This is a genomic window from Ruminococcus sp. zg-924 (assembly GCF_024433635.1).
GTDB lineage: Bacteria > Bacillota > Clostridia > Oscillospirales > Acutalibacteraceae > UBA7067.
Genome location: NZ_WNJZ01000009.1, coordinates 16,900 through 29,219, shown reverse-complemented (window position 1 = coordinate 29,219; position 12,320 = coordinate 16,900). Strand labels below are relative to the sequence as shown.

Here is a 12,320-nt window from a genome sequence, read left to right as displayed (position 1 = left end):
CTTAAATAGCCTGTAAAAATTGCCGTAGTCGCAAGCTAAGACAGCACAATATTATAAAACCAAAGACGGTGCGCTGTAAACACGTGCACCAAGCTCACTGTTGAGCATATAAAGGCTCTTCGGGTCTGAGCCAAACAGCTCCATTTTTGAGATAAGATCGTTTGCGTTTGTCTCCTCTTCACCCTGCTCCTTTACGAACCAATCAAGGAACTGCATTGTGCGGAAGTCCTTAACATCATATGCAGCGGCATAAATATCGTTGATGAGAGAGGTTACATACACCTCATGCTCCAAGCCTGCCTGCAAAACAGCAATATCGCTTGCCAAAGCCTTATCCGGCTTTGCAATAGCATCAAGAGTTACCTTCTCGTTATTGTTATGTAAATACTGATAGAACAGCATTGCGTGGTCTCTTTCCTCCTGCGCTTGAATCATATACCAATTTGCAAAACCGTCAAGACCCTTAGCTTGGAAATAATTTGAAAAATCCAGATAGAGGTATGCGGAGTACAATTCCTTGTTAATTTGCTGATTCAGAAGTTCACTAACCTTTGCGTTTAACATTTTTATCTCTCCTCAGAATTCAGCCTTACACGGAGGTCAACCTGCACAGCAAGAAAAACACAGAATTAGCTATGGCAATTAAACTGCTAAAACCTTTATTGACATTCCCTTGCACATACATTTTCACCGTGAAGGTTAGTAATTTTACTATATTTTAGCATATTACTCCAAATTACGCAAGGCGAAATTGTGATTAGTGTCGTTTACAATAAATTTAACAATTAATAAATCTTTCCTGAACCTCTTGTAAGAATCAGAGAAAAGGTTTATTCTATATTATATACAAAGCGACTGTGTAACAGGCAATCAACTTAGGTAATATGGCTTTCATATATATGCAGGTTGGATTATCGGTAATAAATTAACAAGGACGTGATATTATTGACAGACGAAATCAATAGGCTTCAGGAAATTATCGGCAGCTGCCGCTCGCTTGTGTTTTTCGGCGGCGCAGGAGTCAGCACCGAGTCGGGAATTCCTGACTTTCGCAGTGCAGACGGACTTTACAACCAAAAATATCGCTTTCCTCCGGAAACAATTTTGAGCCACACCTTTTTCACAAGGCACACCGAGGAATTCTATGAGTTTTACAGGGATAAAATGCTCTGTCTCAGTGCAAGGCCGAACAAGGCGCACTTGTTCTTGGCTGAGCTTGAAAAATCTGGGAAGCTCGGCGCTGTTGTAACGCAGAACATAGACGGTCTGCATCAGCTTGCAGGGTGCAAAAGGGTTTACGAACTTCACGGCAGCGTGCACAGAAATTACTGCCAAAAATGCGGCAAAAGCTTTGACGCTGAGTTTATATTAAACTCAAGCGGAGTGCCAAAATGCACAGACTGTGGCGGTATTATCAAGCCTGATGTTGTGCTGTATGAGGAACCGCTTGACGACAGAACGGTAATCGCATCTGTTAACGCCATTGCAAATGCCGATGTTCTTATAGTCGCCGGAACAAGCCTTACGGTCTATCCTGCCGCCGGACTGACGAGGTACTTCAACGGAAAAAGCCTTGTTTTGATAAACAAAAGCGCAACACAGCTTGACAGCAAAGCCGACCTTGTAATTTACGAAAGCGTAGGCGAAACACTGTCGCAGATTAAAATATAGAATCACAAGCACACTCTGCTATAACATCATTATAAAAATGGGGTATCGCCAATGATGAGTAAATCATTAGCGACACCCAAAAATTTTCGCCTTTTTTATGAAAACTTAGTGTTAAAGACAAAACTATTCATAAAGCCTCAGGTCTTAATTCAAAACTTTATTTGCAATTAATGTACCCCCTAAAGTTAGTTTATTAATCTAACTTTAGGGGGTAAGGTCAATTTACAAATAAAGCCCGGTAGTTGTTATTTAATTTTCTGTCGTCTTTTTTTCTACATTGACATTTACCGTGTAGGTTCCGTAAACCCAACAATTATTGTTGTTCACCTTTATCTCAACAGGTATTTCTGTTGAGCCGACAAAATCTGAGCCTTTGCTCGTCATATCAACCGTTGCAGTAATATCCTCTTCGGTAAGCGATGCTAAAGCGTCGGCAGGACCTGCAATCATAACCGCAATATCCGTTGTTGTAGCCTTTGCAACAGAACCTTCACTTACGTTTTTGAACTTAAAGCCTGTTACAGTGAATTGCTGTGTTGTGTAGCCTTTAAGATTAATTGTTACCTTTGCTTTAGTTACATTTGAAATATTCCTGCAATCTGACGGTAAATTAACGTCAAGCTCATACTCCCCGTCAGTTGCCGGGTCGAGCTTTGAAAAATCTATTGCAGGCAACTCAATGTACTGAAGAGTGTTTAGCGTTGTTTCCGGCCCTGCAACAATAATCTCGGACGGCTCGACAGTTACGATTGAATCAAGAGAAATACCTGACGGAGCATTTGTAAACGTCGCCTTTATCGGAACAGTCTTTTCCGGCAGTATCGGTACAGACACTCTTACAACGCTTGTGCTGACTGTTAGATACTCGCTGTTTATTTCTTCTCCGAATGAGTCATATAAAACAACCTGCGCCTCTATTTCAGCCGTTGACTTAAGCTGACCTGATATTTCGCCGACAATTGCCACGGATTCCACCTTTAAAACCTCTGTTTCAGGCCCCGACACCGTTACTTTTTCAGTTGAGTATATCGGATTGCCTGCATAGTAGGTTTGATCAACCTGTATATCGTACTTGACATCGTCCTTAATGTTAAACTCCATAGAACGACGCTTGTCAACATAAACATTGACAAAGCTTGGCTCTACTGACTCTATGGTGTAATTTGTTTTGTTGCTGTTCTGCTTAGCCTTAAGCTCAAGCGGATAGGTGTTTGATGAGGTTATAGTGCCTGTCTGCGACGCAGTTACAAGAATATCTTCAGCTCTGACAGTACCTATGGTAATTTTATTGCCGGATATTCTAACCGAGGCTGTATCACTGCCCTTGCTGAACACCTCAAGTCCGTTTTCCTTTGCCTCCTGTGAAAGCTCAATGTTTATGGGAATGTCCGTAATAGTAGTAACAGATTCCTCACCAGAGTTCTGCGAAAAAACAAACCAAAGTATACAAGCCGAAACAAATGCAAAGACAATAAGGAATTTATCGTTTCTGAAAAGCTTTGACAGCGTAATTTTTTTACTTCTTTTCATGCTTCTTCTCCTTCTTCTTCGCCGAGAAAACGGGAATAAGCTCAACTAAATCTGTTTTATCAACCGGCAGCACATAGTGACTGAGCTTTTCAACGAGCATCTCACGTGTTAAGTCCCTTGTGATTTTGCCCTTATACGCAAATGAGATACTTCCTGTTTCCTCAGATACAACAACTATTGCGGCATCTGATTCTTCGCTCATGCCTAATGCCGCACGGTGCCTTGTTCCAAGCTCGGAATCAAGGTTTTCATTCTTAGTAAGCGGCAGTATGCAGCCTGCTGCGTGTATTTTGCCTTCCCTTATTATGACAGCACCGTCGTGCAGAGGAGCCTTATTAAAGAACAGGTTACCGATAATCGACACGGACGGTTCAGCGTCAATTATCGTTCCCGTGTCTATAATATCGCCGAGCTTCGTTGAACATTCAAAAACAATTAGCGCACCGGTCTTTGATGTGTGAAAAAGCATTGCTGCGCTCGCAACCGCCTCAATCGCCTTGCGCTGAGCCGCAATAAGCTCATCCTCTCGGCTCGTTTGCGACACTCCGAATTTAAACCGTTTTGCAATATTGCTTCGCCCAATTTGCTCAAGTGCTTTTCGTATCTCCGGCTGAAAAATAATAAATATAATAATAACGCCGAATTCAAAAAAGTTTTTGAGCAGTGCAGTGAACATTGTCAGCTTCAGAATATATGACAGATAGTATACTATTACAAGTACGACTATACCCTTTAAAAGCTGTTCGGCTCGGGTTTCTCTGACTAATTTGAAAATTCCGAATATGACAAAGGTTATACACAGGATATCGACAAAATCCATAATTTGAAAGGTCTTGATAATCGCAAAAATGTTATCAAACCATGCACTCAGAAACCCCATAGTCTTTTCCTTCCTTAGTTTTTTCTTTTTATTTTAACACAAATAAAACCTGTTGAAAATACCTTTATCTAATTTTATTTACCGCATTTAAAAATCTTTGAATATCATATTCACTTGTAAAGACAGACGGGCTCACCCTTACTGCGCCTATTTCCTGTGTCCCCATTTTAATATGAGCGCTTGGCGCACAGTGCAGGCCTGACCTTACGGCTATACCGTAATCAGAGTTTAAAATTCTTGCCACAGTTTCGCTGTCCTTGTCCGCAATGTTAAAGGATAAAAGCGGAGCATAGCATTTTTCGTTTGGGTACTGAGTATAAAGCCTTATCCTTTTGTTACTTGCAAGGCTATTATACAACTTTTTTGTAAGCTTCATTTCGTGGCTGAAAATCTTTTCAGGAGTTTTTGAAGAAACAAATTCCACACCTCTTAAAAGTCCTGCTATCCCTGCAACATTGGCTGTGCCACATTCAAATTTATCGGGCATAAAATTGGGCTGCTCGTTTGATATTGAGCTGCTTCCCGTACCTCCCTGCATAATCGGCATTAGCTTTTCGGGATTTTTTGCAATCATTACGCCTGTTCCGGTAGGTCCGTAAAGCCCCTTATGACCCGGCATACAAAGATAATCTATCCCCGACTGTTCAAAATCTATTGGCAATACGCCTGCGCTTTGGGCGGCGTCAACTAAAATTTCAACGCCGTATTCGTGCGCCAATGACGCAAGCCGCTCGACGGGAAGTCTTAGTCCCCATACATTTGAAGCGTGTGTGCAAGCTATAAGGCGTGTACTGCCGTTTATCGCTTCACGAAATGACTGAACTGTTTTATCGTTATCATTTTCATAAACCGCCGCCTGCGTAAAGGTTATGCCGTCACGCTCCATATTCTTAAGCGGTCGGGTAATAGAGTTATGCTCCAAATCGCTTATAACAACGTGGTCGCCCGGCTTTAAAAGGCCCTTAAGCACTATATTCAGGCTGTGTGTACAGTTGAGCGTAAAAACCACGTTTTCCTCATTTCCTGCATTTAATAGCTGTGACAGCTTGACCCTGCAGTTGTAAATCATTTTTCCTGCCTTCATTGCCATATAGTGGCCTGCTCTGCCCGGATTTGCGCCGTAGCGTGTAAGCGCCGCATTAACCTCTCGAACAACCGACTGCGGTTTCGGAAAGGTTGTAGCAGCATTGTCAAGGTATATCATTTAACATCACCCTGCACCCTTCCGAGCACTGCAATTCCGTTTTCCTTCAGTAATGCCTGCGCTTCATCCGTTCGCTGCGGTACATACAGGCTGTAACCACAGCTTTTTACTCCTCTGCCTTTTGGCGTTCTTACAATTTCCGAAAAAATCCCATATCCAAGCAGAAGCGATTTGCCCTTCATAGCATGCGTTATCGAGGTAAGCACGATTAATGGCTTATCCAAAATAAATCACCTCTTTTTCATTTTACTAATATAGTATGAAAAAGAGGTGAGTGATGTTAATTTGTCATTAAGTTTTATTCACCGAAGCTTATGCCCATCTTCTTTGCGGTTTCAATAACCTCGCTATCCTTTGGAACTGTCTTGAGCTTTCCTGCTATATCTTTAAGTGGTACAGGCACAACCTTGTTATCAATTAGCGCTACCATATTGCCATACTGCTTGTTAATAATAAGCTCAGCAGCCTTTGTGCCAAAGCGAGTTGAAAGCACTCTGTCATATGGACAGGGACTTCCGCCCCTCTGAAAATGACCTGGCACTGTAACTCTTGTTTCCTGTCCCGTTGCCTGCTCAACCTCATGAGCAATTTTGTATGAGATTGACGGATATGCCATTTCTGCAACAGCCGCCTTTCTCTGTTTTTTCGGCATAGCCGCAAGCTCCTTTGTTATAGCACCCTCGGCAACGGCAAGAATTGAGAAGTTCTTTCCGTTTTCCGTTCTCTGCTTAACCGTTTTGATTACAGAATTAATATCGTAAGGAATTTCAGGAATAAGGATAACATCAGCACCACCTGCTATACCAGCATAAAGTGTAAGCCAACCAACCTTATGGCCCATAACCTCAACAATGAACACTCGACCGTGAGATGTTGCAGTTGTGTGGATACAGTCGATAACATTTGTTGCAATATTAACGGCGCTTTGAAAGCCAAATGTCATATCTGTTCCCCAAAGGTCGTTATCTATTGTTTTCGGCAGAGAAACAACATTGAGCCCCTCCTCGCTTAAGAGGTTCGCTGTTTTCTGTGTTCCGTTACCGCCAAGAATTACAAGGCAATCAAGCTTTAGCTTTTTGTAGTTATCTTTCATAGCCGCAACCTTGTCAACACTGTTCTCGTCTATTACACGCATAAGCTTAAACGGCTGGCGTGATGTACCGAGGATTGTGCCGCCCTGCGTTAAGATACCTGAAAAATCGCTTTGCTTCATAAGTCTGTATTCGCCGTAAATTAGACCTCTGTAACCGTCAATAATTCCGTAAATTTCCACTTCCTTATTTCCGTAGTAATTGTAAAGCGATTTTCCTACAGCACGGATTGTTGCATTAAGTCCCTGACAATCACCGCCGCTTGTTAAAATTCCGATTCTTTTCATAATTTATTTTAACTCCTTTCTGTCAGCCGGTAAAATAGGCGTGCCTATTGTTTTAACAGCTGTTATATGCTTTGCGTCCTTCTGAGCCTTATGTGCAAGCTTTGAGAAATATATCTGGCTGTTTATCCTTTGCTTGCCACGTTTATCAACCATTGTATAGGTTGAATCAGGATTTTGTATTCTTGCATTTACGGTATCGTGAAGCATAATGTCGAGTATTTCAAAGCTGCGTTGCTTTATGTCCGGATCCTCAACAGGGAAAACAAGCTCCACACGTCTGTCCAGATTTCTCGGCATCCAGTCTGCACTGCCCATATAAAGCAAGGGGTAGCCTGCGTTTTCAAAACGAAAAATTCGGCTGTGCTCCAAAAGCTGACCGACAATACTGTAAACCGTAATGTTCTCACTGTAACCCTTAACTCCTGCACACAGGCAGCATATGCCACGAACAATGAGATTAATCTTAACACCGGCGTTTGATGCATCGTACAAAAGTCTGATTATCTCTGGGTCAACAAGTGAATTTACCTTAGCCGTTATTCCGGCAGGAAGCCCTGCCTTTGCGTTTTCTGTTTCCTTTTTAATCATCTCTTCAAAGAATGAGCGCATACCCTTTGGAGCAACAATAAACTTGTTGTACTCAGGCGGTGCTGAATATCCTGTCAGAACATTGAACAGAGATGACGCATCAACACCGTACTCCTCACGGCAGGTAAACATTCCAATGTCAGTGTAAAATCTTGCGGTGCTGTCGTTGTAGTTACCTGTTGCCATATGGAGGTATCTACGGATTACGTTTCCTTCACGTCTTACAACAAGGCATATTTTGCAGTGTGTTTTAAGTCCTGTCAAGCCGTAGATAACGTGACAGCCTGCTTTTTCAAGCTTTTTAGCCCACTGGATATTGTTCTCCTCGTCAAATCTCGCCTTAAGCTCAACAAGCACAGTTACCTGCTTACCATTTTCAGCCGCCTTAATAAGTGCTGCAATAATAGGCGAATTACCGCTTACACGGTAGAGAGTTTGCTTAATCGCAAGCACGCTCGGATCCTCTGCCGCCTTTTTTATGAATTTAACAACAACGTCGAAGCTCTCATATGGGTGGTGAACAAGTCTGTCTTTTTCCCTTATAGCCTGGAACAAATCGGAATAGCCATAGAACTCAGCAGGAGGATTAACAGGCTTAATCGGCTCAAAACACATATCCTCACAGCCGTCAATGCGTGCAAATTTTGACAGGAAGGTTAAGTCAAGAGGACCCGCCTGAATGTAAATCTCGTTTTCCGTCACATTGAGCATATCAATGAGGAATGAGCGAATTTCCTTATCACACTTTTTTGAGAATTCAAGACGAACGGGAACACCTCTCTCCCTCTTCCTTATTGACTTCTGAATTTCCTCCATAAGGTCGTCTGTTTCCTCGTCAATATCAAGGTCGGAATCTCTTGTAATTCTAAACGGAGCGTATGCGTCAATATTATAAAGTGCAAAAAGCTCCGAAAGAAAATGCGCTATTATGTCCTCCAAAAGTACAAAGGCTCTGCCGTCTGCACTTGGAAGCTCAAGGAATCTTGGAAGAATTGACGGCACCTGAACAAGAGCAAAAAATATGTTGCCGTCTTTATCGGACAAGCGCACAGCAAGGTTCAGGCTTTTATTGGCAAGAAGCGGAAACGGTCGGCTTGTATCTACCGCCATCGGAGTGAGTACGGGAAATACAAATCTATTAAAGTATTCTGTAATGAACTTAAGCTGTTTTTCGTTCATATCACGAACCCTTAAGAAGTGCATATTCTTATTTTTAAGGGACGGAATTATTGAACGTGAAAAACAGCTGTACTGCCTCTTTGAGAAGTCATGAATTTCCTCAGACAGCTTTTGCATTAGCTGCTCCGGAGTGTATCCGGACGGATCGTTCTTCTTGGTGCCATGATGAATTTGGTCTAACACACCTGCAACACGAACCATAAAGAATTCGTCGAGATTTGAGGCTGTAATGGCAAGAAAATTAAGCTTTTCCATAACCGGATTTTCCTTTTCCATTGCCTCCTCAAGCACACGGCTGTTAAAATCAAGCCAGCTCAGCTCACGGTTCTTATAAGGCATTTTTTTCATATGCTTATCCTTGGTAACCTTTTCTTCAGGCTTTTTTTCTTCTTTTTCGATTTTGATTTCTTCCTTCATAATTTCCTTTTCTGTTTTTTCAGCATTGTTTTTTGACATCTTTTATCATCTCCAAATAAAATTCAATCTACTCAAAATTAATACCCACTATATTATCAGTCTGATTTACCAGACGAATTTGCAAAGCATAAAAATCAAAAGGGCATTGGAACACAATACTCCAACGCCCTGATATTTACATATTCTTTACACACTCGGTTATAGCTGCATAAGCGCAGTTAAAGTCAGCCTCGGTAACAAGCATTGAAATTTGTATCTCCGAGGTTGAGATTATACGGATATCGGTGTTAACCTGTGCAAGTGCACGGAATATTTTTGATGCAAAGCCTGGTTGATTTTCCATTGCATTTTCCAAAACGGAAATTATGTAATTTCCGCTGCTCACCGTTGGCTTTGTAGATAATCCCGGCAGAGTTTTGATAAACTGCAAAAGCTTGATTGTGTCCTCGTCATTTACCGTGAATGAAAGGCTTGTAAGGTCGCTTTGCACCGGCGACATAGAAATAACGTCAACGTCAATATCCATCTCGCCGATTTTTTCAAATATATCGGCTATGGCTGACATACTTGCCGAAACATTGTGAAGTGAAATAAGGGTAATATTCTCGTTTACAGTGATTTTAGAGTTCATTGATTAACCCTCCCGTTATTTTGCTTTTATAAGGTCATTCATATCATATGCGCCGGCAGGTACGTTATTCATAAACACAGCAGCATTAATTGAACCTATGGCGAATACTTCCTTGGACTGTGCCTGATGCTTTATTGAAATAACCTCGTCGTGACCTGCAAAGATTACCTCATGCTCGCCGACTATTGAACCGCCCCTGACAGCGTGGATACCGATTTCATTTTTCTCACGCTTTTTTCGGTATGCGTGGCGGTCATAAATGTACTGAGGCTCATAATCCGCAGCCTCAGAAATTGCGTCTGCTATCATCAGTGCTGTACCGCTTGGAGCATCAATTTTCTGGTTATGGTGCTTTTCGATAATTTCAACATCAAAAGCATCACCGAGAATTGACTTTGCCTTTTTCACAAGGTCAATAAGCAGGTTAATACCTATTGACATATTTCCCGAACGGAAAATACCGATAAACTTTGAAGCCTCGTTAATCTGCTCTATCTGCTCCTGAGTATATCCGGTTGTGCATATAATGGCGTTTTTCTTGTTTTCAACGGCATATTTTAAAAGTCCTTTTAAAGTTACCGGATTTGAAAAATCTATTATAACATCAGCTTCAACGTCAATCTTTGAAAAATCGTCAAACACGGGAAAATCATAACCGCAGTTTGTAATTATATCAACACCTGCAACAATTTTACAGTCATCACGCTCGCTTACTGCCCTTACAATTGCCTGCCCCATTTTGCCGTTACAGCCGCAAAGAATTATCCTAGTCATTGCCTTATCATCCTTATATTTTATTATCTTATTTTATCATTCCGCACTCAGCAAGCACTGACTTTAAAAGAGCCTTCTTCTCGTCTGTCATTGAGCAAAGCGGAAGTCTGCACTCACCGCAGTCAAAGCCTATCATATTCATAGCTTCCTTAACCGGAATTGGGTTAACGTCACAGAACAAAGTGTTCATAAGCTTTAAATACTTCAAATGAAGCTGTGCAGCCTGAGCAGTCTTACCCTCAAGCATTAACGAGGTTATCTCGTGCATTTCCTTCGGCATTACATTTGCGAATACTGAGATAACACCCTTGCCGCCTATGCTCATAAGCGGAACAGTCAAATCATCACAGCCTGAATACAGGTCAAGATCATCGCCGCACTCAGAAATAATCTGAGCCGCCAAGCCTACGTTGTCGCTTGCTTCCTTTGTTGCAACAATATTCTGGTGCTTTGCAAGCTGCTTGTAGGTTGAAATCTGAATGTTGCAGCCTGTTCTTGACGGAACATTATAAAGAATCATCGGAATATCGGTGCTGTCGGCTATTGTTATAAAGTGCTTGATAAGACCGTTTTGTGATGTCTTGTTGTAATACGGAGTAACCGATAAAACAGCGTCAGCGCCAAGCTCCTTAGCTGTTCTTGTAAGCTCAACAGCATACCTTGTGTCGTTGCTGCCTGTTCCTGCAATAACCGGAACTGCTCCGTTTACTCTTTCAATTGTATAGGAAATAACGTCACAATGCTCCTTGTGGTCAAGCACTGCCGATTCGCCGGTTGTGCCGCAGGTAATAATTGCGTCTGTACCGTTTTCTATCTGATAATCAATAATTTGCCCGAGGGTATTGTAGTTTACAGAGCCGTCGCTGTTCATTGGGGTTATAATAGCAACGCCGCTGCCTGTAAAAACAGTGTTATTCATTTAATTTACCTCCGATAAAGTATCAGTCCATATATCCCTCAGCACACAAAAGCTCTGCCATAAGCACTGCGCCGCCGGCTGCTCCTCTTAATGTGTTGTGTGACATACAAACAAATTTAATTGTATACTGTGAATCCTCTCTGAGTCTGCCGATTGAAACCGCCATACCGTTTTCAAGATTTCTCTCTGTTTTAATCTGCGGTCTATCAGGCTCTGTGAAGTAGTGGAGGAACTGCTTTGGTGCGCTCGGAAGGTTAAGCTCCTGTGCTCTGCCCTTGTAGTTCTCCCATCTTGAGATAATCTCGTCAAGCGAACATTCCTTCTCAAATGATACAAACACAGCCGCTGTATGACCGTCGCTTATAGGCACACGGATGCACTGTGATGTGATTGAAGGTGTTTGTGTGTTTACAATCTTATCGCCTTCGATTTTACCCCAAATTTTAAGCGGCTCCTGCTCTGACTTTTCTTCCTCACCGCCAATGTACGGAACAATGTTATCAACAATATCCGGCCAGCTCTTAAAGGTTTTACCTGCGCCTGAGATTGCCTGATATGTGCAAGCAAGAACCTTTGTTACGCCCAAGTCCATAAGCGGGTGAATTGCCGGAACGTAGCTCTGAAGTGAGCAGTTTGACTTAACGGCAATAAAGCCTCTTTTTGTACCAAGACGTTTTTTCTGCGCCGGAATAATTTTTGCGTGGTCTGCATTGATTTCCGGAATAATCATCGGAACATCCGGAGTTGAACGGTGTGCGCTGTTATTTGAAATAACAGGACACTCAGCCTTTGCGTATTTCTCCTCAAGTGCTCTGATCTCATCCTTTTTCATATCAACTGCGCAGAATACGAAGTCAACATTTGACGCTACCTCTTCAACATTTGAAGCGTCAAGTATCACCATATCTGCAAGCTTCTCCGGAATCGGAGATGTCATAGCCCAACGTTCGCCCACTGCGTCCTTATATTTTTTGCCTGCGCTTCTTGCGCTGGCAGCAAGTGTTGTTACCTCAAACCACGGGTGGTCGGCAAGTAATAAAGAGAATCTCTGGCCAACCATACCTGTTGCGCCAATTATACCAACCTTATACTTCTTCATCTTAAACTCCTCCTAAGCTATCCTTTGAAAAAAATAAGTTGTCAACAAGG

Annotated in this window: 12 protein-coding genes; 1 reads left to right on the top strand and 11 read right to left on the bottom strand. The window is 42.2% G+C overall.

The genetic code is table 11. From position 1 onward, the window contains the following. Nucleotides 1-51: 51 nt before the first annotated feature. On the bottom strand, nt 52-564 hold the full coding sequence (locus GMA13_RS05585; protein WP_255883602.1) for a ferritin: 513 nt from the start codon (nt 562-564) through the stop codon (nt 52-54). A 375-nt stretch (nt 565-939) separates the two neighbouring features. On the opposite strand from GMA13_RS05585, the gene GMA13_RS05580 reads away from it, so the two are divergent. After that, nucleotides 940-1,671: an NAD-dependent protein deacylase gene (locus GMA13_RS05580; protein ID WP_370687060.1), complete on the top strand. Its 732-nt coding sequence runs from the start codon at nt 940-942 to the stop codon at nt 1,669-1,671. Nucleotides 1,672-1,920: 249 nt separating this feature from the next. Here GMA13_RS05580 and GMA13_RS05575 read toward each other — a convergent pair whose 3' ends face one another. From GMA13_RS05575 to asd, 10 genes are all read right to left on the bottom strand, one after another. After that, nucleotides 1,921-3,201 (bottom strand): YbbR-like domain-containing protein, encoded by a 1,281-nt coding sequence (locus tag GMA13_RS05575; RefSeq protein WP_255883604.1) that lies wholly within the window; start codon nt 3,199-3,201, stop codon nt 1,921-1,923. Next, nucleotides 3,188-4,081 (bottom strand): diadenylate cyclase CdaA, encoded by an 894-nt coding sequence (gene cdaA, locus GMA13_RS05570; RefSeq protein WP_255883605.1) that lies wholly within the window; start codon nt 4,079-4,081, stop codon nt 3,188-3,190. The genes GMA13_RS05575 and cdaA overlap by 14 nt, the downstream gene beginning before the upstream one ends. Before the next feature lie 64 nt (nt 4,082-4,145). Continuing rightward, complete coding sequence (locus GMA13_RS05565; RefSeq protein WP_255883606.1) at nt 4,146-5,285, bottom strand: aminotransferase class V-fold PLP-dependent enzyme; 1,140 nt, start codon at nt 5,283-5,285, stop codon at nt 4,146-4,148. Further along, on the bottom strand, nt 5,282-5,509 hold the full coding sequence (locus GMA13_RS05560; protein WP_255883607.1) for a DUF3343 domain-containing protein: 228 nt from the start codon (nt 5,507-5,509) through the stop codon (nt 5,282-5,284). The genes GMA13_RS05565 and GMA13_RS05560 overlap by 4 nt, the downstream gene beginning before the upstream one ends. A gap of 74 nt (nt 5,510-5,583) precedes the next feature. Next, the gene (locus GMA13_RS05555; RefSeq protein ID WP_255883608.1) at nt 5,584-6,663 is read right to left on the bottom strand and encodes a 6-phosphofructokinase; all 1,080 of its coding nucleotides are present in this window, start codon (nt 6,661-6,663) and stop codon (nt 5,584-5,586) included. A 3-nt stretch (nt 6,664-6,666) separates the two neighbouring features. Then, complete coding sequence (locus tag GMA13_RS05550; RefSeq protein WP_255883609.1) at nt 6,667-8,886, bottom strand: RNA degradosome polyphosphate kinase; 2,220 nt, start codon at nt 8,884-8,886, stop codon at nt 6,667-6,669. 136 nt (nt 8,887-9,022) lie between these two features. Then, nucleotides 9,023-9,478, bottom strand: a complete 456-nt coding sequence (locus GMA13_RS05545) for an ACT domain-containing protein (protein ID WP_255883610.1) — start codon at nt 9,476-9,478, stop codon at nt 9,023-9,025. Nucleotides 9,479-9,493: 15 nt separating this feature from the next. After that, a complete protein-coding gene (gene dapB, locus GMA13_RS05540; protein ID WP_255883611.1) occupies nt 9,494-10,252 on the bottom strand; it encodes a 4-hydroxy-tetrahydrodipicolinate reductase in 759 nt (252 codons plus the stop codon). Between the two features lie 28 nt (nt 10,253-10,280). Beyond that, nucleotides 10,281-11,171: a 4-hydroxy-tetrahydrodipicolinate synthase gene (gene dapA / locus GMA13_RS05535; protein ID WP_255883612.1), complete on the bottom strand. Its 891-nt coding sequence runs from the start codon at nt 11,169-11,171 to the stop codon at nt 10,281-10,283. Nucleotides 11,172-11,193: 22 nt separating this feature from the next. After that, the gene (gene asd, locus GMA13_RS05530; protein WP_255883613.1) at nt 11,194-12,270 is read right to left on the bottom strand and encodes an aspartate-semialdehyde dehydrogenase; all 1,077 of its coding nucleotides are present in this window, start codon (nt 12,268-12,270) and stop codon (nt 11,194-11,196) included. Nucleotides 12,271-12,320 lie beyond the last annotated feature (50 nt).